This is a genomic window from Achromobacter sp. 77 (assembly GCF_020541125.1).
GTDB lineage: Bacteria > Pseudomonadota > Gammaproteobacteria > Burkholderiales > Burkholderiaceae_B > Achromobacter > Achromobacter mucicolens.
Window position 1 is genome coordinate 1,904,991 of sequence record NZ_CP059848.1, and the last position, 22,085, is coordinate 1,927,075.

The 22,085-nt window shown below is 64.2% G+C and carries 17 protein-coding genes, 1 tRNA gene and 1 pseudogene; all 19 read left to right on the plus strand.

Going from position 1 to position 22,085, the window contains the following annotated elements:
• Positions 1 to 166: 166 nt before the first annotated feature.
• Entirely contained in the window at positions 167 to 1,324 is a 1,158-nt protein-coding gene (locus H4P35_RS08790; RefSeq protein ID WP_062842025.1) for an ATP phosphoribosyltransferase regulatory subunit, read from the plus strand.
• Positions 1,325 to 1,400: 76 nt separating this feature from the next.
• A complete protein-coding gene (locus tag H4P35_RS08795) occupies positions 1,401 to 2,696 on the plus strand; it encodes an adenylosuccinate synthase (RefSeq protein WP_056315722.1) in 1,296 nt (431 codons plus the stop codon).
• A gap of 80 nt (positions 2,697 to 2,776) precedes the next feature.
• Entirely contained in the window at positions 2,777 to 3,319 is a 543-nt protein-coding gene (locus tag H4P35_RS08800) for a phosphoribosyltransferase (protein ID WP_056571405.1), read from the plus strand.
• A gap of 338 nt (positions 3,320 to 3,657) precedes the next feature.
• Positions 3,658 to 3,870 carry a 30S ribosomal protein S21 gene (gene rpsU, locus H4P35_RS08805; protein ID WP_006218592.1) on the plus strand — a complete coding sequence of 71 codons (213 nt, stop codon included), beginning with the start codon at positions 3,658 to 3,660 and terminating at the stop codon, positions 3,868 to 3,870.
• Positions 3,871 to 3,889: 19 nt separating this feature from the next.
• Positions 3,890 to 5,965, plus strand: coding sequence for a DNA primase (gene dnaG, locus H4P35_RS08810; protein ID WP_152383925.1), 2,076 nt, complete (start codon positions 3,890 to 3,892; stop codon positions 5,963 to 5,965).
• Positions 5,966 to 6,708: 743 nt separating this feature from the next.
• Positions 6,709 to 8,976: an RNA polymerase sigma factor RpoD gene (gene rpoD, locus H4P35_RS08815; RefSeq protein WP_056315728.1), complete on the plus strand. Its 2,268-nt coding sequence runs from the start codon at positions 6,709 to 6,711 to the stop codon at positions 8,974 to 8,976.
• Between the two features lie 7 nt (positions 8,977 to 8,983).
• A tRNA-Ile gene (locus H4P35_RS08820) sits at positions 8,984 to 9,062 on the plus strand.
• A gap of 495 nt (positions 9,063 to 9,557) precedes the next feature.
• Complete coding sequence (locus tag H4P35_RS08830; protein WP_128827942.1) at positions 9,558 to 9,896, plus strand: DUF6693 family protein; 339 nt, start codon at positions 9,558 to 9,560, stop codon at positions 9,894 to 9,896.
• Between the two features lie 303 nt (positions 9,897 to 10,199).
• On the plus strand, positions 10,200 to 12,809 hold the full coding sequence (locus H4P35_RS08835) for an autotransporter outer membrane beta-barrel domain-containing protein (RefSeq protein WP_226848655.1): 2,610 nt from the start codon (positions 10,200 to 10,202) through the stop codon (positions 12,807 to 12,809).
• 385 nt (positions 12,810 to 13,194) lie between these two features.
• Positions 13,195 to 13,461, plus strand: a complete 267-nt coding sequence (locus H4P35_RS08840; RefSeq protein ID WP_056315734.1) for a hypothetical protein — start codon at positions 13,195 to 13,197, stop codon at positions 13,459 to 13,461.
• A gap of 14 nt (positions 13,462 to 13,475) precedes the next feature.
• The gene (locus tag H4P35_RS08845) at positions 13,476 to 14,876 is read left to right on the plus strand and encodes a hypothetical protein (protein WP_226848657.1); all 1,401 of its coding nucleotides are present in this window, start codon (positions 13,476 to 13,478) and stop codon (positions 14,874 to 14,876) included.
• Between the two features lie 50 nt (positions 14,877 to 14,926).
• Positions 14,927 to 15,490: a pilus assembly protein gene (locus tag H4P35_RS08850; RefSeq protein ID WP_226848659.1), complete on the plus strand. Its 564-nt coding sequence runs from the start codon at positions 14,927 to 14,929 to the stop codon at positions 15,488 to 15,490.
• Positions 15,487 to 16,257: a hypothetical protein gene (locus H4P35_RS08855; protein WP_226848661.1), complete on the plus strand. Its 771-nt coding sequence runs from the start codon at positions 15,487 to 15,489 to the stop codon at positions 16,255 to 16,257. The genes H4P35_RS08850 and H4P35_RS08855 overlap by 4 nt, the downstream gene beginning before the upstream one ends.
• Positions 16,254 to 17,057 (plus strand): Flp pilus assembly protein CpaB, encoded by an 804-nt coding sequence (gene cpaB, locus H4P35_RS08860; protein ID WP_226848663.1) that lies wholly within the window; start codon positions 16,254 to 16,256, stop codon positions 17,055 to 17,057. Before H4P35_RS08855 ends, cpaB begins: the two co-directional genes overlap by 4 nt.
• A complete protein-coding gene (locus H4P35_RS08865; protein WP_226848665.1) occupies positions 17,054 to 18,433 on the plus strand; it encodes a type II and III secretion system protein family protein in 1,380 nt (459 codons plus the stop codon). The genes cpaB and H4P35_RS08865 overlap by 4 nt, the downstream gene beginning before the upstream one ends.
• Positions 18,420 to 20,123, plus strand: coding sequence for an ATPase, T2SS/T4P/T4SS family (locus H4P35_RS08870; RefSeq protein WP_226848667.1), 1,704 nt, complete (start codon positions 18,420 to 18,422; stop codon positions 20,121 to 20,123). The genes H4P35_RS08865 and H4P35_RS08870 overlap by 14 nt, the downstream gene beginning before the upstream one ends.
• Positions 20,120 to 20,965: a type II secretion system F family protein gene (locus tag H4P35_RS08875; protein WP_142049650.1), complete on the plus strand. Its 846-nt coding sequence runs from the start codon at positions 20,120 to 20,122 to the stop codon at positions 20,963 to 20,965. Before H4P35_RS08870 ends, H4P35_RS08875 begins: the two co-directional genes overlap by 4 nt.
• Before the next feature lie 11 nt (positions 20,966 to 20,976).
• Positions 20,977 to 21,849, plus strand: a complete 873-nt coding sequence (locus H4P35_RS08880) for a type II secretion system F family protein (protein ID WP_226848669.1) — start codon at positions 20,977 to 20,979, stop codon at positions 21,847 to 21,849.
• 113 nt (positions 21,850 to 21,962) lie between these two features.
• Positions 21,963 to 22,079 (plus strand): annotated as a pseudogene (locus H4P35_RS27260) (DUF192 domain-containing protein); the annotation flags it as partial.
• Between the last annotated feature and the right edge of the window lie 6 nt (positions 22,080 to 22,085).

Here is a 22,085-nt window from a genome sequence, read left to right on the forward strand (position 1 = left end):
GCTCTGGACGTGCCCGTGCCCCGGGTGGCGCTTGCCGCTGAACCATGTACAATACCGCGTAAGCTAGAAAACATTCCGCAGCGGCTGAGCGGGCTTACGCCCCTCAGCCGCTTTTCGTTTGGGCGACGCCCACGCATCACTTGGCGTTATTCAGGTAAACACATTCATGGGTAACTGGCTGCTGCCCGAAAGCCTCGCCGACGTACTTCCGGCAGAGGCCCGGCGCATCGAGGAACTGCGCCGCGAACTTCTCGATCTTTACCGTACATACGGGTTCGAGCTGGTCGCGCCGCCCCTGGTCGAGTACATCGATTCATTGCTGTCGGGCACCGGCAGCGATCTGGATCTGCGCACCTGCAAGCTGATTGACCAGCTTTCGGGCCGCACGCTGGGCGTGCGCGCGGACATGACTCCCCAGGTCACGCGCATTGACGCGCACTTGCTCAACCGCGCCGGCGTCACCCGCCTGTGCTATTGCGGCAACGTGCTGCATGCCCGTCCCTCGGACTTGCTGTCGAGCCGCGAGTTGCTGCAGATCGGCGCCGAAATCTACGGCCATGCCGGATTCGAAGCCGATCTGGAAATCATCCAGCTGGTGCTGGAAACCGTTGCCATCGCCGGCGTTCGCAATCCGCGCCTGGATCTGAATCACCCCGGTGTGCTCCGCGCGATCCTGAAGTCGGATCCGGCGGCTGCCGAGCTGGCGCAGGACGCGATCCGGCTGATGCGCGACAAGGATGTGCCCGGACTGGGCGAGCTGGCGGCGCGCGCGCCCGGCATCCGTCCGGAAACGCTGAAGGCGCTGCAATTGCTGCCCACGCTGTACGGTGGTCAGGACGTGCTGAAGATCGCCCGTCGCGACCTGCCGGCGCTGCCGGGTATCGCCGAGGCGCTCGACGCCCTTCAGGCAGTGGTCGACGCCATGCCCAACGTGTCTTTCAGCGTCGATCTGGCCGACGTCGGTGGTTACGCTTACCACTCGGGCGTCAAGTTTGCGCTGTACGCTGAAGGCTGGCACGACGCGTTGGTCAGCGGTGGCCGCTACGATGACGTCAGCCACGCGTTTGGCCGGTCGCGTCCGGCCACGGGCTTCAGTCTTGATTTACGCAAGCTGGCGGCGGGTCTGCCGCCGGCGGAAAGGGCGCGAGCGGTTCGCGCGCCCTGGGGGCAGGCCCCCGCTCTGACCGAGGCGGTTCGCCGCTTGCGCCGGTCAGGGGAAATCGTCGTTCAGGTATTGCCCGGTCACGAGCAGGATCAGGACGAATTCGTTTGCGATCGCGAGCTGGCGCTGCAGGATGGCGTCTGGACGGTCAAAACGCTGTGACTAACTCCCTCTCGGAAACGAGGGGGCCGCGGGGAGATTTCCGGATTTCCCGAGAAACTCGAAATTGATTCGTATCATGAGCAAGAACGTAGTCGTAATCGGCACCCAATGGGGTGACGAGGGCAAGGGCAAGATCGTCGACTGGCTGGCGGAATCCGTCCAGGGCGTGGTCCGCTTCCAAGGCGGTCACAATGCCGGCCATACGCTGTGGATCAACGGCAAGAAGACGATTCTTCGCCTGATCCCGTCGGGCATCATGCACCCCGGTGTCACCTGCTTCATCGGCAATGGCGTCGTGCTGTCCCCGGAAGCCCTGCTCAAGGAAATCGAAGAGCTTGAGGCCGCCGGCCTGGATGTGCGTTCGCGCCTGCAGATCTCCGAGATCTGCCCGCTGATCCTGCCGTACCACGTCGCCATCGACAAGGCGCGCGAAGCGCGCAAGGGCGAGGGCAAGATCGGCACGACGGGCCGTGGCATCGGCCCGGCCTACGAAGACAAGGTCGCCCGCCGCGCCCTGCGCGTGCAAGACCTCTTCAATCCGGCGCTCTTTGACGAAAAGCTCGCCGAAGTGCTGGATTACCACAACTTCGTGCTGACCCAATACCTGGGCGCCGAAGCGGTCTCGGCCAACGAAGTGCGCGATCAGGCCATGGCTTTGGCGCCGGCCATCGCCCCGATGGTCAAGGACGTCTCCAGCAACCTGTACGCCATGCAGCAGGAAGGCAAGCGCCTCCTGTTCGAAGGCGCGCAAGGCGCGCTGCTGGACGTCGATCACGGTACTTATCCCTTCGTCACCAGCAGCAACTGCGTGGCGGGCGCGGCTTCGGCCGGCGCCGGCGTCGGTCCCCAGCAACTGGATTACGTCCTGGGCATCACCAAGGCGTACACCACGCGCGTCGGCTCGGGCCCGTTCCCCACGGAACTGGTCGACGAGATCGGTACCCGTCTGGCCACCATCGGCAAGGAATTTGGTTCGGTCACGGGCCGTCCGCGCCGTTGCGGCTGGTTCGACGGCGCCGCGCTGAAGCGCTCGGTCCGCCTGAACGGCATTTCCGGCCTGTGCATCACCAAGCTGGATGTGCTGGACGGTCTGGAAACCATCCAGTTGGGTGTCGGCTACCGCGTCAACGGCGAATTCCGTGACGTGCTGCCCTACGGCGCGCACGCCGTTGCGCAAGCGCAACCGGTGCTCGAAGAGCTGCCCGGCTGGAGCGAATCCACCGTCGGCATCACCGAGTACGCCAAGCTGCCCGCCGCCGCTCGGCGTTACCTGGAGCGTGTCGCCGAAGTCTGCGGCGTGCCGATCGACCTGGTGTCCACCGGTCCGGACCGCAACGAGACCATTGTTTTGCGTCATCCCCTGAAGGGCTGACATCGGGTTATTATTCCCAAGGCCGCGCCGGTCATACCGGCGGCGGCCTTTTCGTATTTTTGTGCAGGAGATGCTTGCCTATGAGCACGCCGACCAGTGACGATAGCCACCTGTGGGTAACGTGGGACGATTACAACCGCTTGATCGAGCGCCTTACTTTGCAGGTGCACCAGTCGGGCTGGAAGTTTGACAAGATTCTTTGCCTGGCGCGCGGCGGTATGCGCGTGGGTGACGTCATGTCGCGTATTTTTGACGTGCCGCTGGGCATCCTTGCCACCAGCAGCTATCGCGAGGCGGCTGGCACCAAGCAAGGCGACATGGACATCGCCCAGTTCATCACCATCACCCGCGGCACGCTGTCCGGCCGGGTGTTGCTGGTGGACGACATGGTCGATACCGGCAAGACTTTCAATAAGGTTTTCGACCACCTGAAAAGCCAGTTTGCCGACATCACCGAATTGCGCAGCGCCGTGCTGTGGTGGAAGGGGCATTCCCAGGCAACGCCTGACTACTACGTCGAGAAGCTGCCCACGAATCCCTGGATTCACCAGCCTTTCGAAGACTACGACAGCTTGCGTCCCCATCAGTTGGAAGCCTGGATCCGCAAGGGTTCCCAGAGCTGATATCGGGCAGGGAAGGGCGGGGCCCAGGGCGCTGGCTGTCCCTGGCAGTAGTCAAACCGTCCTTGGCCATGCTAGAATCGCTGGTTATCGCTAAACCGAACTTGGCTTGTTACTCTTTGGGTAGTCTTTGGGTAACGGAAACAGCCAGCTCAAACCCGGGTGAACGCATGCCCGGGTTGCGCTTTGAAGGTTCACAGTTCGCGGTACTTGCCTATTGGCGGTTTGCAGGTCTTATCGCCAAAGGCCGTCTTCGCGTACCTGGGTCCGCGCAGCGTTGCTGGAAAAGCAAGCCAGGTTTGTCATCAACTTTGTTACCCTACAAGCAGGCCAATTACTTTATGCCTATCGTTCGACTGAAGGAAAACGAACCGTTTGAAGCCGCTCTGCGCCGCTTCAAGCGCACCATCGAAAAGACCGGTTTGCTCACCGAACTGCGTTCGCGCGAGTTCTATGAGAAGCCCACCGCCGAGCGCAAGCGCAAGCATGCCGCCGCCGTGAAGCGCCACTACAAGCGCATCCGTAGCCAACAACTGCCCCCGCGCCTGTATTGATTTCTGATTCCCGAATCTATTGATTCCAGAATCATTCATCCAGGATTTGCTCGCCCGAGTCGACGTCGTCGACGTTGTCGGGCGATATGTGCAGTTGCGAAAGGGTGGGGCCAACTTGCTTGGCCTGTGCCCCTTTCATAACGAAAAAAGCCCTTCGTTCACTGTCAGCCCCACCAAGCAGTTCTATCACTGCTTCGGTTGTGGAGCGCATGGCAGCGCCATCACCTTCCTGATGGAACATACGGGCGCCAGTTTCCCCGACGCCGTGCGTACGCTCGCGGCGTCGGCGGGAATGACGGTCCCCGAAGAAAACCGCAGTCCCCGCCAGCAGCAGGAGTCCGCGCGCCGCAAGGCCGAGGAATCCCGGCACACCCAGGTGCTGGACGCTGCCCAAGCCCATTACCTGAAACTGTTGCGCGCTTCGCCCGCCGCCGTCCGCTATTTGAAGCAGCGCGGCCTGACTGGCGAGATTGCCGCGCATTTCGGCCTGGGCTGGTCAGGCACGGACCGGCATGGTCTGTCCCAGGTGTTTCCGAACTACGAGGACCCCACGTTGGTGGAGTCCGGCCTCGTCATCGAGTCCGAGGACGGGCGGCGCTACGATCGCTTTCGCGAACGGGTGATGTTTCCGATCCGCAATGCGCGGGGAAGCCTCATCGGGTTTGGCGGCCGGATCATCGGCAAAGGCGAACCCAAGTACCTGAACTCTCCTGAAACTCCCCTGTTTTCGAAGGGGCAGGAGCTCTACGGGTTGTGGGAGGCTCGCCAGGCCATCCGTCAGGAAGGCCAGGTGATTGTCGTCGAGGGCTACATGGACGTGGTCGGCTTGGCCCAGCAGGGCATTGCCAATGCCGTTGCCACGCTCGGCACCGCCACCACGCCGGATCACGTCAAGAAGCTCTTGCGCGCCAGCGACAAGGTCATCTTCAGCTTTGATGGCGACAAGGCCGGCCGGCGCGCCGCGTGGCGCGCGCTGCAGGCCTGTCTGCCGGTGCTTCGGGATGACATCGCGATCCGGTTCCTCTTCCTGCCGGCGGAGCATGATCCCGATTCGTATGTGCGCGAATTGGGCGCCGAAGCGTTCCGCGCATGTCTGGGCGACGCCGTGGCGCTGTCGCGCTTCCTGTTGGACGAATTGGCGTCGCGTCACAACATGACCGAGGCCGAAGGGCGCGCCAGTTGTCTGCACGAGGCCAAGCCGCTGCTGGCAACGATCCCCGAGTGCGCGTTGCGCGTGCAGATCGAACGGGAAATGGCCAAGCTGGTGCAATTGACCCCCGAGGAAATGGCGCAGGTTCTGGCGCAACAGCCTGCCAAGCCATTTGCGCCGGCCGCGCGGCCCGCGTCGGGCGGTGCCGAGTCCGGCATGGCACCGGGCGGCGAGCCGAGCCACGACGGCGGTCCGCCGGACATGGGCTACGACTACGGCAACCACGACTTCCACGACATTCCCGCCGACGAGTCCGACGATTACGGCCAGTACGCCTCGCATGGCGAAGCGTCTGGTGGCGGATCTGCGGGCTGGCAGCCAGGCGCCAAGCAGGAATGGAAGGGCAAGAGCGATTGGAAAGGCAAGAGCGACTGGAAGGGCAAGGGTGATTGGAAGGGCGGCAAGGGCAACTGGAAAGGCCGGCGCGACAACGATGTTGGCGGCTTCGAGGGGCGCCGCACCATGCCGTCGCTGGCCAAGCGGCTCTTGAGCCTGCTGCTCGCGCATCCCGAGCTGGTCGACTCCATGGGCGATCAGCAGCTTGAAGTCATCGACCATGGCCCCCATCTAGGATTGGTACGAGACCTGATCATGCTGGCGCAATCCAGCGGCGCGCGCCATGTCGGCGCCTTGCTGGAGGCTGCGGAGCCGGACTCGGACCTTGCAACCGTATTGAAGGGGCTGCGGGCGGACATCCTGGCACAGGAAGACCTGCCCGACCCGCAGACGGAATGGGACGATGCGTTGCGGCGGATCGAGTTCGATTCGGCGAAAAATGAAATGGCCAAGCTGGCGGCTTCCGGACTGGCTTCGGAAGAGGCTCGCAAGCGGTATCTTGAGCTCTCCCGCCGCATGACCGTGCTGAAAGGTGCCGGAATACGCTAAATACGCTAAAATCAAAGGTTTTCCGCTCATGCGGGGGCCTGTGAGGCCAGCGCAGGGCCGGCGCAGTTCGGCCAAGCGCGGATGCCGCCATTGCCAGCTGTGCCCGACTGTTGCATGATCGCTGGAAATTCAAGGTCGATTGTTGGCGGATTGTTCGCCATATCGATGCAGCAAGAGCAGGAACGTGACACGAAGTCCGGCAACTGGAATCTATTCCGGAAGCCGGAATCTAATGATTTATGTACCAATTTGACGAGAGCGGCCTGAAGCTCGGGCATCCCGGTTATTGAGCCCAGGCGGCATCGCTAACCACTAAAAAAGGTTAGAAACGGGACGCGTGCGTCAAGATTGTTACATCGTTAATTAATATAGCTGAGCGGTGGATCAAAAGCAGTTCAGCGGCGGTAACTCCGCGTGGCGTGAGTGGTTTGGGTGCTGTGTATACGTAGCTGCTTGGGGCAATGGCCCGATAAGCGAGCAAAGCCTATTTATAGGCAGGCAGCCCCCCCAACGTCCGGAACCCGCCGTTGAATGAGGTCATGCACGTCGGGCGTCAGAACGGTCCAGAACCGGAGACGTCGCCAGACGGGCTCGCAAGAGCCGGTGCTGCGAACAACGCAGCCGCGTGATCTTCGCCGATCCACCAGATTTACCCGTATTCCATGCCGCACCGGATCCGTATCCGGCGCGGCGTTATGCGGTGCAACAAGCCCGAACGGGTTGCGACGACCACGGAAGCGACTATGACCAAATCCACCGGCAAATCCTCCTCTGCAATTGATGCGGCCGAAACCAAGGCTGTGGCGGCCAAACGCGCCGTCAGCATGGCCGCGGAAAAAGCGCCCGCCAAGACGGCGGTGAAGGTCGCCAAGCCCGCCGCCAAGACGGCCGCCAAAAAGGCGGCCAAAACGGCAGTTGCCGCGGACAAGCCCGAAAAGGTGACGAAGGCCCGCGCCAAGAAAGCCGAAGACAAACTGGCCGACCTGGTCGGCAGCGCGCGTCCCGCGCCGAGCGGCCGCCGTCCGGGCCGCCCCGCCAAGAACGCCAACAACGACTCCGACGGTTTCGACGATCCGATGGACGGCGAAGGCGAAGTCCTGCCCGATCTGAAGCCGCCCAAGCGCGGCGGCAAGCGCGGCAAGGCCGATCCCAAGGACCTGATCGCCCGTGGCCCCGTCACGCCGGAAGAATACGAAGCGCGCCGCAATCGCCTGAAGCAGCTGATCAAGCTGGGCAAGGACCGCGGTTACCTGACGTACGGCGAAATCAACGACCATCTGCCCGACGACCTGGTCGATGCCGAAGCCATCGACGGCATCATCAGCACGTTCAGCGATATGGGTATCGCGGTCTATGACCAGGCCCCCGACGCCGAAACCCTGCTGATGAGCGAGAACGCGCCGGTTGCGTCCAACGACGACGACGTCGAAGACGAAGCCGAAGCTGCGCTCACCACCGTGGACTCCGATTTCGGCCGCACCACCGACCCGGTCCGCATGTACATGCGCGAAATGGGCTCGGTCGAGCTGCTGACCCGCGAAGGCGAAATCGAGATCGCCAAGCGTATCGAAGACGGCCTGAAGCACATGGTCATGGCCATCTCGGCCTGCCCGACCACCATCAACGAAATCCTGGCCCACATCACGCGCGTGCGTGAGGGACAGGCGCAGATCGACGAAGTCGTCGACGGCCTGGTCGATCCGGAAGACGGCGAGGAATACGCCGGCGCCGGCGTCACCGCCGATGAAGACGAAAGCGACGACGGCCCCGCCGGCGGCATGTCCAGCAAGCAGCTGGAAGACCTGCGCGTCAAGGCGCTGGCCAAGTTCGACGAAGTGGGCAAGCAGTTCGACAAGATGCGCCTGTCGTACGAGAAGGACGGCTACAAGTCGGACATCTACGTGCGCGCCCAGGAATCGATCCAGAACGAACTGATGGGCATCCGCTTCACCGCCAAGATGGTGGAAAAGCTGGCCGACACGCTGCGCAACCAGGTTGAAGAAGTGCGTCAGCTCGAGCGCGCTGTTCTGCACACGTGTGTGGACCGTGCCGGCATGCCGCGCCTGCACTTCATCAAGGTGTTCCCCGGTAACGAAACCAACCTGCAGTGGGTCGTCGACGAAGTGGCCGCCGGCCATCCGTACGCCGAAACGCTGGAGCGCCAGATTCCCGCCGTGCAGGAACTGCAGCAAAAGCTGATCGACCTGCAAACGCGCGTCGTGCTGCCGCTGAAGGACCTGAAGGACGTCAACAAGCGCATGGCCACCGGCGAAGCCAAGGCTCGCAAGGCCAAGCGCGAAATGACCGAGGCCAACCTGCGTCTGGTGATCTCGATCGCCAAGAAGTACACGAACCGTGGCCTGCAGTTCCTCGACCTCATCCAGGAAGGCAACATCGGCCTGATGAAGGCCGTGGACAAGTTCGAATACCGCCGCGGCTACAAGTTCTCGACCTACGCAACGTGGTGGATCCGTCAGGCCATCACGCGTTCCATCGCCGACCAGGCGCGCACCATCCGTATTCCGGTTCACATGATCGAAACGATCAACAAGATGAACCGCATCAGCCGCCAGATCCTGCAGGAAACCGGCGCCGAGCCGGATCCCGCGACCCTGGCGCAAAAGATGGACATGCCCGAGGACAAGATCCGCAAGATCCTGAAGATCGCCAAGGAACCGATCTCCATGGAAACGCCCATCGGTGACGACGACGATTCGCACCTGGGCGATTTCATCGAAGACACGTCCACGCTGGCGCCTTCGGATGCGGCGCTGCATGGTTCGATGCGCGATGTCGTCAAGGAAGTGCTAGACTCTCTCACCCCGCGTGAAGCCAAGGTTCTGCGCATGCGTTTCGGCATCGAAATGAGCACCGACCAGACCCTGGAAGAAGTGGGCAAGCAATTCGACGTCACGCGTGAGCGCATCCGCCAAATAGAGGCTAAAGCGCTGCGCAAGCTGCGTCACCCCAGCCGGGCCGACAAGCTGAAGAGCTTCCTGGAAGGGCAGTAAATTTCCTGGGCCTCTAGCTCATGCCTGGTTAGAGCAGCGGACTCATAATCCGTTGGTGCCGAGTTCGACTCTCGGGGGGCCTACCAAGAATGACGCGGGTTTGCATGAAGTTCATGCAGCCCGCGTTTTCTTTTGTGTGGGGGATTTTTCGCCAATCTGGCTGTGCGCCGTTTTGATGGCTTCAGTGGCCAAGTGCGCGTAGTGCTTGGTGCTGGCTGCTGACTTGTGCCCCAGCACGGCGCCCACGGTGTATAGGTCGACCTTTTGGCATTGATCATCTGGCTCGCTGCGCTGTGTCGCAGGTCGTGAAAGCGCAGGTGGCCCCAGTATGCTGGAGTTGGTGAACCATGTGCCCCGCCCGGACGCTTGAGCCGCGCGAGCGAGACGCCACGAGAAAGGCCGCGCAGGGGGAAGTGGGACAAATCTCCCTGGCTCTTGCGCCTTGGACAAGTAGGAGCCGAGGCGCACTGGCGTGCCGATCCTTCGGCTTTGCCTGAGCACATTGAAGTCTCTTTTTGAAACAACTACAAAAAAATGGTAAAAACTAAGGCTGTTATATAAGCCGCAGGAAGTTGCACACCATGAAGCAGTTGAAATTGAAGTCGGATCTCACCGTCGGAGACATCATCGGCCACGGGATTATCTGGATCCTCCTGAGTATCGTCACGTTCGGCCTAGCGCTTTTCGTGTTCCCGTATTACATGCAGCGTTTCATCATCAGCCGCACTTCGGTGCTCGATGATTCTGGACGCCGTGTTGGCCGCCTGCAATGCACCATCGATCTGGCCAGCATTATCGGAAATATCGTCATCTGGGCGATTATCTCTATCGTCACTTTCGGCATCGGGTATCTGATCTTCCTGTACAAGATCAACGCGCATTGCATGAATCACACTAAAGTGATTGACGTCACACTTTGACGCCGACCTATGCCGCAGACGGCCGCCTCCGGGCGGTTTTTTTGTTTCCGGAAAGCAGGTACCAGGAGAGAACTGTCCGCCGGGCGGCGTGGGCAGCGGCTGGCAGCGTCACGTGAGGCTGCGCGAGCCGTGCCGCGGTGCCATTCCTGATTGGTAACCCCGCGTAACACTTCCTCATCCAAAAGGACTATTCCCCAATAATCCTCGAAACCGCTCGTGGCTGTGGGCGATGAGGGGAGGGCCCATCCGCCCCGTCTGATGTTTGGCATGTGCTGATACCGAAGCTCGATCGGAGGAAGTTTCATGAAAAACAACGCTCTGCCCGCCGGCATACTGTCTCGTTCGTCGCTGCTCCCCCTTCTGGCATTTCCTTGGGTATCGGTCGCTCAGATCACAATCGAGAGTGGGCAGACGGTAACCGTTCCGGGAACTCAAGCTTCTCCCTGGAACATGAACAGCCCCCTCTTGGTTGGAAATACGGGACCCGGTACGCTGAACGTGTTGAGTGGCGGTCTGGTAAATAGCCCGGATGCTTACCTGGGAGGTGTTTTCGGCGGTGCCGGGGTGGTGTCGGTGACCGGACCAAACGCGCGATGGGAAGTGTCCGCCAACAGCTTGAGTACGCTGAATGTTGGCTGGAGTGCTGCAGGGACGCTAACGGTTGCCGGTGGCGGTGTGGTGCAGAGTCAGCGCGGCGTTCTCGGGGAATTCGACGATGGCGTCGGCGTTGTGACCGTCACTGGCGCGGGCTCGCAATGGATAAACAATCAGCTGCTTTTCATCGGGATGTCGGGTGAAGGGAGTTTGAACATTGCGGACGGCGGCTATGTCTCGACGGGCTCAAGCGCTATTGGCGTATTTGGCGGCCAAGGAGCGGTGACGGTTCGCGGGGCCAATTCTCAATGGCTGTCCGCCTCACCCATTCAGATTGGCTCATTCGGAAGTGGCAGTTTGACGATCTCGGAAGGCGGGAAGGTCATTGCTCCCGGCGCGTTGATAGGCCCAACAACTTCCGGGATCGGCAAGCTTGTCATCGGTAGCGACGTGGGCGCTGCGCCGGTCGCGCCTGGCACGCTGGAAACCACGCGCGTTTCATTTGGCCCGGGCGACAGCCGCGCGATTTTCAATCACACGTCTTCCGGTTATGTGTTCGACGCAACGATCAACGACGGCGCCAATAATGCCGCGGGCTCCAATACCGGATTGGTCGGGGGCGGGCGGTTGGAGGCGATGGCGGGTCGCACCATCCTGAATGCGGACCACGGGGACTTCTCGGGCGCCGCGCAAATAGGCGGCGCGGGCATTCTGCAGGTCAATCGCGACCTGTCGGGCGCGGCGATGCAGATTCTCTCTGGCGGTACGTTGGAAGGGCGCGGACGGGTGGGCAGTGTCGTCAATGCAGGCACCGTATCGCCCGGGGCCTCGTTGGGCACGCTGACAATCAGCGGGAATTACACGGGCAGCAGCGGTTCGCTGTTGCAGCTGGAGACGGTGCTTGGCAATGACGCGTCGCCTACCGACAAACTGGTTGTGACGGGCAATGTCGCGGGCAGTACTGCCGTCAAGGTCACCAATCTGAATGGCAGCGGGGCGCAGACGGTAAATGGCATTCGCGTCATTGAGGTCGGCGGCGCGTCGCCTGCGAGCGCGTTCAACCTTCGGGGCGATTATCGGGCCGAAAACGGTCAGCAAGCCGTGATTGCCGGCGCGTATGCGTACACGCTGCAACACGGCGGCAGCAATACGCCCACGGACGGTCACTGGTATCTCGTATCCGAATTCAAAGAACCGGAGACGGCTCCCGAACCGGAGCCAGGGCCGGGACCTGATCCAGAGCCCGAACCCGAACCCGAACCCGAACCCGAACCCGAACCCGAACCCGAACCCGGGCCGGGCGCGCCGGTGGAGGAAATTCCCGGAAGTCCCGAAGAGGGGCCACGCTATCAGCCGGGCATACCGCTTTATGAGCAGTATCCCCAGGTGCTCGCTTCCCTCAATACGTTGCCGACGTTGCAGCAACGCGTCGGAAACCGGTTCTGGCGGACGGACGGTCAGCCCGCGGCCGAGGACAAATTCGGGGGGTGGGCTCGCATCCAAGGCGCCACCAGTTCGATGCGCCCGGCACAGTCGGCGACGAAGTCGAGCCGGGATATCGATCTGTGGAAGCTGCAAACGGGCATTGACGTCGTCGCAAACCGCCAGCCCGATGGTTCGATGCTGGTGGCTGGCGTCAATCTTTCTCATGGAAACGCGTCGGCCGATATCGCGTCTCCGTATGGCCGGGGCAAGATCGACACGACTGGCACGGGCGTGGGCGCCAGCCTGACGTGGTACGGCGCCAGCGGGTTCTACGTGGACGGACAATTGCAGGCCATGTGGTTCGACAGCGACATCTCGTCGCGCACGATCGGGCGCGATGAGGTGAAGGGAAACAATGGAAACGGCGTCGCCATCTCGGTGGAGACAGGCTACCGCCATGACATCGGCAAGGGCTTTTCGCTGACGCCGCAGGCGCAGTTGATTCGGTCTCGCGTCGACTTCGACAGCTTTACGGATCCGTTCGGCGCCAAGGTGCGGCTTGACGATGGCGACAGTCTGATCGGACGTCTGGGCCTGTCGCTCGATTACGAACCTGATCGCTCCGTTGCGCAAGGGGCGGCCGGGCAAACGCATGTGTACGCCATCGCCAATCTGTACAACGAGTTCATGAATGGCACGAACGTCAACGTGGCGGGCGTGTCTTTTCGAAGCCGGGACGAGCGGCTGTGGGCCGAACTTGGCGTTGGCGGGACCTACCAATGGAACAAAGGGCGCTACGGCGTTTATGGAAACCTGAGCGTGGCCGGCGCAACCAACAACATGAGCGACAACCACTCCGTGGGCGGCATGATCGGCTTTCGCGTGCAGTGGTAGGGGCCAGCTTAGGTCGCAACGTCGTGTTGGAACCGTGACCGGCAGGGATAGGAGCACCCGCGACCAGGAACGCACCTACTAGGAAAGCGTCTCCAAATGGAAGAGCGCCCCAGCTCAAGATGAGTCTGAGGCGCTCCTGCCCGGCTTCGCACGCGATGGGTGTCAGACAGCCCGGCAACTCCAATCTACTGCTCGGACTTCAGCCCGGCAATAGGGGAAACCCTTGCCAAAAAAGGGGTGGGAACGTCATTGGCGCAGGACCTTCGAGGCATGCACATGCGTCAAGGGGGCGTGCGCGGATTTGTCCGTCTCGGCATCCACGAATTGTTCGCCCGCCGCCCGCTGGCGACACTGGCCTCCACGTTCAATGCACGGGAGAGCAGATATGTGGGGGCATCGAAAGCGCCAACTGGGACAGGGGATGACGGAGTACATCGTTGTCGTCGCGCTGGTCGCCGTGGCGGCGATCGCGGTTTATCAGTACTTCGGACAGGTCGTGCGTTCGCAGACGGCAGCCATGGCTCGCGAGCTTGCCGGCGAAGACGGAAGCACGCAATCCAAAGCGGCGCAGCAGGCGGCCCAAAAGGCGGCGGCCCAGACCAAGGCGCGGTCGCTCAAGTCATTTACCGGCAACGCCGAGATCGCGAATTGAACGCGCCGCCATCCATGTTCGACGATCAACAACGGGGCCAGGCCCTGGTGCTGGGTTTGATGGTCGCGGCCGCCGGCGCGGCGTCGCTCGTCGTCCTGTACAACGTTGGCCAGACCGTCGAGGCGCGCAGCCGCCTGACCCACGCCGCGGACGCGGCGGCCTACAGCGGTGCGCTCATGCAGGCGCGCGCGCTCAATGCCATCGCCTACGTGAATCGCAGCCAGATCGCGCATCAGGTTGCGATGGCGCATCTGGTGACGCTAGGGGCGTCGGCGCAATACCTCGATGCGTTGCAATCGCAGCGTCGGCGCGGCAATCCGCCGGCCAGCCTGATCGCGATGCTTTTCGGGCCGGCTGCCGGGGCGGCCTACCAAGGGGCGCAGGCCCCTCCGGACGCCGAAAGCCGTCTGGCGCGCGCGTTCGCGCAGCATGATCGCGTCGTGCATCAGGTGCTGGAAGCCGCGGCGCGAGCGATTGCCGGCGATTTCATCATGTCTCGGGATCGTGTCATGCGCGAGGTGCTGGCTGCCAACTATCCCGCGTTTGGCAGGACTGGCCGGGACGATGCATCCGGGGCCTCGCCGCTGGATCTGCGTGTGTTGACGGACGGCTGGCCGGGTTTCACGGAGCGCCAAGCCGCCACACGCAAGGCCGGCCTGCGGCCAGCTATTGAAAGCGCATTGGCCCACTATGGTTTCCTGGACCGCCGCAACACGACGCTACGCAACCCTTGGGCGGTCAGCACCCGGTGTCCATGGCTTCGGCACGAACTTCGGCGGCGCGGCTCGACCTGGCTTGGGCCGGATGGCCATTGGGGCGCGTTGGACACGCAGTCCTACCATGCCCTGCGCTCGAACCGCTGGATTGGCTGCTACTTCCGCGAATACGCGATGGGGTGGGGCACCGTCCAGGGCAATAAAGGCCGTGCGCCCGACGACGTGGAATTCGTCGAAGATCCGCCCGCAGACTTTTCGCAGGAAGACTTCTGGCGATGGGTGGAACACGCCACGTCCTGGAACATCTTTGACGGAGCCAACAACCCCATGGCGAACTCATACGCAATGGCTGGGGTGCGCCGGTGGCCCGGCGGCGGCTTGCCGGCCTACCGGGAAGTCGCGCCCAAGCGTCTTGCCGATCCCTTGCGTTTTGCCGTGGCGGTCGGCCTGCAATCGTCCGTCGTCAAAACCACGGACGCCAGCAGCGCTGTGTCGGCGCCGATCGGTCAGTTTCGATATGCCGCACTGGGCCGAACGGGCGCCATCACGGTCAGCACGGCTGCCGAGACCTACTTTTCCCGGCCGGAGCGGCGCGCCGACGGGCGCCTGGAGCTCGCCACGCTTTTCCGGCCCTATTGGCAGGCTCGCCTTTCTGCAGTCACGCCGCAAGAAAAAGCATTGGCCAGGAGGCTGCCGTGATGCAACGCGGATCAAACGAACAAGGACAGGCGGTGGTCGAGGCGCTATTGATGTTGCCGTTCCTGACCGTGTTGCTGTGGGCGGTCTCGGATATCGGCGCAATGCAGTTTTCGGCACAGCGCACGACCCAGGTTAGTCGTCAGGCCGCCATGGCGGCGGCGTTGGGGCAGCCGGCCGCGACGCTTCGCGCGCCGCCGCGGATGGACGTGGAAGGCAGCGCCCAACCCTGGCTTGGATCTTCCGTTGCGGGAGGCGTCGCGTTGCAGGATGAATGGTTTGGCGCGGCAATGCGTCTGCTGTCCGTGCAAGTGCGTTCGCTGCCGCCGCCGGGCAATGTCATGTTTGGACTGCCGGTCTCGCGTCACCTCAGCGTGGCAGACGGCGCGGGCTATGCGCATGGCGACGCGGATGCGCAACGCCGTATTGGGGCATCGCCAACGGGCTGGTTGCAAGCGAGCCGCACCTCGCAGGCTGAGGTGCAAAGGATGCAGCGTCCCGTCAGCCAGGCAGAGGCGCCGTGGGGGCGGCCGGCGCTGTCGCGGGATTGGCTTTCCGCGTGGGGGGATGTGCTGCCTGGTGATCGGCTTGGCGGGCGTTCGGAGGGCGGAAAATGAACCTTGTCCGAAAAGTGTGCGAAGGGCAGGGCATGCGAATCCGTCCTACCTTGCTTGCAGTCGGCATCGGGCTGTGCGGTGCGTTGATGCTGTTGCCCGAACGCGCGGGCGCATCAGGCGGCGTGTCCAGTCTGGAGGGTCTGCGGCTCCCCGAAGGGGCCTTGCGAGAACGCATGGCGGATCGGTTGTGGCTGCACGGCATGCCCGCGCAAGTGTGGGTGTTCGATGCGCCCCAGCGCCCATCGGCCGTGGCCAGAACGCTGGCCACGCAGCAACCTGCGTTGGCGGATCTGCACGTGATGCCGGGGCAACTCATCCTGTCCGGCCGCGTCGGCGATGAGCGTTGGGTGGCCCAATTGGAAAACGCGGGCGCGGATCGTACCGTCGGCAGCCTCTCGGCAATTTCTGTGCGTGCGGCGCCCTCCGCGCATCTGCCGGGGTGGCTGCCAAAGGGCGCGCGCGTCAGGTCGGACGTTGCAGTGATGGAATCCGGCGTCAAGGTTTCCGACCGGATCTGGCAGTACGCATTGCCGCCTCAAAAGCTGGCTGAACTGCTTGATGCCGCGTTGCGGCGTACGGGATGGCGGCCGCAGGGCGACCCGGATAGTGAGGGGGCCGCGATGGCGGCGTCAGCGGCCACCGCGGGGCGAGGCGCGCCCTCCGCAGGCGCAGGCCAATGGTGGTCGCGTGAACGGGAGCGGATGAAGCTTTGGCTGGTGCCTGTGGAAGGCGGCAGCGGGCTGCGAGCCCTTGGGTGGGCGCCATGAAGCCCTGGATCATTCGCGGCGCCGAGCGGTTGCGCCGTACCGGCGTGTATGGATTGGCGGTGCTGGCGGGCCTGGTCGCCGCATGGGCCGTGCGCGAGCACGTCGAGCAGCGCGTGCAGGCCCTGGAAGCCGAGGCGCAGACGCCGCTGGTCAGCCGTCTTGTGGCGGCCTATGACCTGCCGGCCGGCACATTGCTCGAAGAGGTGCATCTGGCCGTGCGCAAGATCCCGCAGCCCTGGGCGCCTGGCGCCAGCGTCGACCCGATGGAGCTGGGCAGCGTGCTGGGCGCAACGCTACTTGCCGATCTGGCGCTTGGAGACCCCTTGCTGAGAAGCTTCATGACTTACGACCCGCCGCAGCCTTCGCTGGCCGCGCGGCTTGAAGCGGGGCAGCGCGCGTTCACGGTCAACGCGGCAGACCTTGGCGGGCTTGCAGACATGCTCAAAGGCGGCGATGCCATCGATATCTACGTGACGTTCAATCATCGCCAACGCGAACTCACCGTCCCGGTGCTGCAGAGCATGCGAGTCCTTACCGCCATGAGCGACGACGGCGCGGGCAACATCACCCTGGCCGCGACGCCTGACCAAGCCATGCGGTTTATTGCCGCGCGGCAGGCTGGGGTGCTGACCGCAATGCTGCGTCATCGCGACGACGCCGCGTCCGTAAACCCCGCTGCACAAAGCGATCTGGCTTCCCTCATGGGACTGGACGCCGAACCCAAGCCCGTGCCCGGTGTCGCCATCGTTTACGGTGATCGCCTGGATGCACTGGCAGGCTTTGACGCGGAGCGGCCATGAACCGAATTCAAAGCTTGCTCGCCATCCTGCTGTGCCTGTGCAGCCTGCCTGCATGGTCCAACACCCAGACGCTGGAACTGCAAGTCGGCGAGACGCGTGTGTTGCCGCACCCCGGCGTGCGGCGCGTCGCGATCGGCAATAGTCAGGTAGCCAGCGCCGTGGCGGCGGAAGGGCGCGAGGTCGTGGTGTTTGCGCGAGCCGAAGGCGTGTCGTCCGTGCATGTGTGGGCAGGACGCGATCGCGTGGCGGCCTACGAATTGCGTGTGGTCCCTGCCGGCACGCCACAACTGCGCGAGGAGGTCCAGAGTCTGCTCTCCCGGATCCCGGGGGCGCGCAGCTCGAACGTGGGCGGCCGCATCGTCATCGAAGGCGATGACCTGTCCGACGATGATCGCGCGCGCATTGCGGCGCTGGTGGACCGGTATCCGGACGTCGTGGATTTCACGGGTCAGGTCGGATGGGACCGCATGGTGCTGCTGGACGTGCAGGTGGTCGAGATTCCCACATCGCGGCTGCAGGAGTTCGGCGTGCGCTGGGATGGCATGACGCAGGGTGGCCTCAATGCGGGCCTCGCTTGGGATGGGGGATCGCGCAGCCGCATGACACGCCCTGGCGAGCAGATCATCGAGACGGCCGCGCCGGTCGCGTCGGCCGCGGGCTACTTCGGCGTCAATGCGTTGCTTTCGGCGCGTATTGCCGCGCTGGCGCAAACGGGTGAAGCCGTAATGCTTGCGCAACCACAGCTGCTGGCGCGCAGCGGCGCCAGTGCGACGTTTCTCGCGGGTGGGGAAGTGCCCTATGCCTCCACGGATGCACGGGGCAATCCCACCACGCTGTTCAAGCCCTACGGCGTGTCGCTGAACATCACGCCTCGGATCGATCGCAATGGGGTCATCCGGTCCTTGATCGAGGTGGAGGCCAGTTCGGTCGACACGTCGCTCAGCCTTCCCGGCGGCCCGGCGCTGCGCACGCGCCGCGCATCCACCGAGTTCAACGTGCGTTCGGGCAACACGCTCGTCATCGGCGGGTTTCTATCGCGTGAGCAGGGCACCGACGTCAGCGGTCTGCCGGGGCTGCGCAACATTCCGATCCTGGGCGCGTTGTTTTCCTCGACCCGCTATCAACGCCGCGAGACCGAACTGGCGATCTTCGTGACGCCCAAGATCGTGTCGCAAGCAGAGCCCGCCATGGCCGATCGCATACGCCGCGGGCGAGAGACGCTGCAGGCGGCGTTTCCCGATCCTCCCCGCCTCGGGACGGCGGTTCCTTCGGACGCGATCGGTTGGGATCCCTACTCGGGCGCGGGTTCGCAGTGGGGACTGACGTCTGCCGAGGCCGATTCAACTTTTCCGGAGGGGCGCGATGCTCAACGTTGAACTGACCCTTGAACTGACCTTCGAGGACGCCGCGCAGCAGCAGCTCACGCTGCGCGCGCCGGTGCTGATCGGAAGGGGCGTTCAGTGCGGATTGCGGATTCCCACCTGGAGAGTCGGACGTCAGCACGCCCGGCTTCTGTGCGAAGCGGATCAAATCGTCCTGGAAGACCTGGGCACGCTGGCAGGCACGATGGTGAATGGGGTGCGGATCGTGCGGCATGCGCCGGTACAGCCTCAAGACGAGATCCTGATCGGGCCTTGCAGGCTGCGCGTGTCGATGCGGAAAGCCGAGGCCGCCTCGCCTCTTGACGGTGCGGATGCGGTGTCATCAGACCCGGTTCAACCGGAAATCCGGCCGATGGGCGATGACCGGAGCATTGCGCCGCCAGTTGTTCCGCCCTGCACCCCGCATCGGCTGCACGACCGTCGACGTCTTCACGCGGCCTTGCTGAGCGCGCTGGACCTGCGACGGCGCGACGTGGCGGGGATGAGCGATGGGATGCTTCGTGCCGAAGCCGAGCGCCTTCTGGTCCAGATCGTTGCCACGGACGCCGAACTTCCGCCCCATGCGGACAAGGCGGCGCTGTGCCGCGAGGTGCTCGATGAGGCGGTTGGGCTCGGGCCGTTGGAACCCTTGCTTGCGGCCCCCGACATCACGGAAATCATGGTCAACCGCTACGACGAAATCTATGTCGAGCGTGCGGGGCGCCTGTGGCGGGAGCAGGCCGCATTCACCAGCGAACAGTCGGTGCGCTGGGTAATCGAACGCATCGTCACGCCCTTGGGGCGCCGCATCGACGAAAGCTCGCCGATGGTGGATGCGCGGCTGCCCGATGGCTCGCGGGTCCACGCCATCATTCCGCCGGTGGCGATGAAGGGCGCCAGCCTGACCATACGCAAGTTTCCGCAGCGTCGGCCGCAGATGCCCGATCTGATTGCGCTGGGCGCGCTGAGCGACGCGATGTCGCAGTTTCTGGCCCTGTGCGTACGGATGCGCAAGAACCTGGTCGTTTCCGGGGGGACGGGGGCGGGCAAGACCACGCTGCTGAACATCCTGTCGAACGAGATTCCGGACGGCGAGCGCGTGGTCACGATCGAAGACGCTGCGGAATTGCGGCTCAACCATGCGCATCTCGTTGCGCTGGAGGCCCGGCCGGCCAACCAGGAAGGCAGAGGCCGAATCGACATCCGCGAACTGGTGCGCAACGCGCTGCGCATGCGGCCTGACCGCATCGTCGTGGGCGAATGCCGCGGCGCCGAGGCGTTCGACATGCTGACGGCCATGAACACGGGGCACGAGGGTTCCCTGACGACGCTGCATGCCAACTCTCCGCGCGATGCGTTGGCCCGGCTGGAGTCCATGATTCTCATGGCAGGGCTTGACCTGCCGCTGTCCGCGGTCCGCGAGCACATTGCCGCCAGCGTGGACGTGGTCGTGCAGCAGGCACGACTGGCGGACGGCCGCCGCGTGGTCACGTCGATCGTCGAAGTGTCGGGCATGGAAAGCGGCCGCATCCAATTGCAGGACTTGTTTGGGTTTGACCGCAGTCACGGATTTCGGGGATGCGGCGCGCTGCCCGGCTTTGCGCGCGATTGGGCCGATAAGGGCGTGAGCCTGGACGCCACCTGGTTTTCGGACTTGGCGGGTCAGGCGCCGGGCGTTGCGTCCTTTGCGCAGGGCTTGCCATGATCTGGCTTGCGGCGGCGGCCGCGATGCTGTGCGCGGGGTTGCTGGCGTGGCGCGCTCAGAACTGGTTTGCGCCCGCGCTGCGGCGATACCGCGAGGTCTACACGCAGGATGCGGGCGTGCGGTTGAGCGAGGTGTTCCTCTTCATCGACCCGCGCCAACTGTGGGCGGGCGCCATCATCTGCGGGGTGGCTGCCGCGGCGGCCGCGTTCTCGGCCACCGGAAGCGCGTTGCTCGCGGCCTTGTTCGCGCTGGCGGCCTCGCGCCTGCCGCGGTCGGTCGTTGACGGACTGCGGCGGCGGCGTGCACGGCGCTTTGAAACGCAATTACCGATGGCGCTGTTGATGCTGGCGTCCGCGCTGCGGGCTGGCGTGGCTATGACGACCGGCCTGCGCCACGTGGTGGAACAGAGCAGCGCGCCGCTGGCGCAGGAGTTTGGTCTGATGCTGCGCGAACAGCGGCTTGGCGTGCCATGGGAGGTTGCGCTTGGCAACCTGCAGGCCAGGATGCCGGCCGATTCGACCTCGCTGGTGGTGGCTGCCATGCGCATCGCGGCAACAACCGGCGGCAACCTGGCCGAGGCCCTTGAGAGCATCGCGCAGACACTGCGGGCTCGCCTGCAATTGCAAGCGAAGCTGCTGGCGCTGACCTCGCAGGGGCGGCTGCAAGCCTGGATCGTGGGCGCGCTGCCCTTGCTGCTGCTGGCGGTGCTGGACCGGCTGGAGCCCGACATCATGAGTCTGTTGTGGCATACGCCGATGGGATGGGGTGTCCTGGCCATCGTGGCGGTGCTGGAGGCGGCGGGCGTGCTGCTGATCCGGCGGATCATGCGGATCGATATCTGAAAGGGGGCGGGATGTGGCTTTATGTGGGCATGGCGGCGACGGCGGCGGGAACGGCCTGGCTTGCGTGGGTGCTGTTGTGTCCGTTGCTGCGGCAGGAACAGAACGGCGAGCGTGCGATGCCGTGGTGGTGGCGCGCCGCATGGCCGTGGATCGTGGCGGTGGCGCCGTTGGCGGGTCCCCTTTGCGCCTGGCGCTGGCGGCTGCGGCTGAACCGGGCAATAGAGCGGGCGGCCTTGCCGCCAGGAGTCGGGTATGCGCACATCGCGGCGTTGTGCGGTAGCGCGGCCGCCGCTGCCGGTGGCGTGGCCGGCGCCGTGGCGGTGGCGCTTGCTGCACCCGGCTCCGCATCGTGGGTGCTCTGGACGGCTGCCGCGGCGCTGGCCGCCGGGGTGGCGCCGGCGGCGTGGTTGAAAGGCTTGGGCACGCAGCGGCGCCGCGCCATCGAACGGGACTTGCCCTTCGTGTTCGACATGATGACGTTGTGCGTCGAGGCCGGACTGAGCGTGCAGGGCGCGCTGCATTTGGCGGCGCAGAGCGGGCCGCCTGGCGTGCTGCGCGACGCGCTGGCGGATGCGCTGGCCGAGATGCGCGCCGGCGTTTCCCGAACCGCGGCGATCAAGACCTTGGCCGAGCGCAGCAACAGCCCGTTGACGCGCAATTGGGCGGCGGCCCTGGCGCAGGCCGAGGCACTGGGAGCGAGCCTGGGGCCGGTCTTGCGCGCGCAGGCGGCGCAGTGCCGCAGCGACCGCCATACGCGGGCCGAGCAACTGGCGATGCAGGCGCCGGTGAAGATGCTGCTGCCGTTGATCGGCTGCATTTTCCCTTGCACGTTCATCGTGCTGGCGTTTCCCATCGCGATGCAGTTGCTGCAGAGCGTGCAATGAGCCGCCCCGCGCGATTGCACCAGGGGCGCCTGCGGCTGTTGACGGTAACGCGGTGGTGGGGGCGGATGCGCGGGTTGCTGGGGCGGGCCCCGCCCGGGCCGCGCACAGGGGTGATGCTGATTCCCTGTGCCGCGGTGCATACCTTCGGCATGCGTTATGCCATCGACGTGGCGTTCATCGGCCGGGACGGCCGGGTCGTGCGATTGCGCCGGGCGCTTGCGCCGTGGCGGGTGGCG

Coding starts and splice junctions, on each gene's coding strand:
- H4P35_RS08835 (WP_226848655.1), top strand. CDS start 10,200: ATGAAAAACAACGCTCTGCCCGCCGGCATACTGTCTCGTTCGTCGCTG.
- H4P35_RS08830 (WP_128827942.1), top strand. CDS start 9,558: ATGAAGCAGTTGAAATTGAAGTCGGATCTCACCGTCGGAGACATCATC.
- H4P35_RS08880 (WP_226848669.1), top strand. CDS start 20,977: ATGTGGCTTTATGTGGGCATGGCGGCGACGGCGGCGGGAACGGCCTGG.
- H4P35_RS08865 (WP_226848665.1), top strand. CDS start 17,054: ATGAACCGAATTCAAAGCTTGCTCGCCATCCTGCTGTGCCTGTGCAGC.
- H4P35_RS08850 (WP_226848659.1), top strand. CDS start 14,927: ATGTTGCCGTTCCTGACCGTGTTGCTGTGGGCGGTCTCGGATATCGGC.
- H4P35_RS08875 (WP_142049650.1), top strand. CDS start 20,120: ATGATCTGGCTTGCGGCGGCGGCCGCGATGCTGTGCGCGGGGTTGCTG.
- H4P35_RS08795 (WP_056315722.1), top strand. CDS start 1,401: ATGAGCAAGAACGTAGTCGTAATCGGCACCCAATGGGGTGACGAGGGC.
- rpsU (WP_006218592.1), top strand. CDS start 3,658: ATGCCTATCGTTCGACTGAAGGAAAACGAACCGTTTGAAGCCGCTCTG.
- H4P35_RS08840 (WP_056315734.1), top strand. CDS start 13,195: ATGTGGGGGCATCGAAAGCGCCAACTGGGACAGGGGATGACGGAGTAC.
- H4P35_RS08790 (WP_062842025.1), top strand. CDS start 167: ATGGGTAACTGGCTGCTGCCCGAAAGCCTCGCCGACGTACTTCCGGCA.
- H4P35_RS08800 (WP_056571405.1), top strand. CDS start 2,777: ATGAGCACGCCGACCAGTGACGATAGCCACCTGTGGGTAACGTGGGAC.
- H4P35_RS08845 (WP_226848657.1), top strand. CDS start 13,476: ATGTTCGACGATCAACAACGGGGCCAGGCCCTGGTGCTGGGTTTGATG.
- H4P35_RS08870 (WP_226848667.1), top strand. CDS start 18,420: ATGCTCAACGTTGAACTGACCCTTGAACTGACCTTCGAGGACGCCGCG.
- rpoD (WP_056315728.1), top strand. CDS start 6,709: ATGACCAAATCCACCGGCAAATCCTCCTCTGCAATTGATGCGGCCGAA.
- cpaB (WP_226848663.1), top strand. CDS start 16,254: ATGAAGCCCTGGATCATTCGCGGCGCCGAGCGGTTGCGCCGTACCGGC.
- H4P35_RS08855 (WP_226848661.1), top strand. CDS start 15,487: ATGAACCTTGTCCGAAAAGTGTGCGAAGGGCAGGGCATGCGAATCCGT.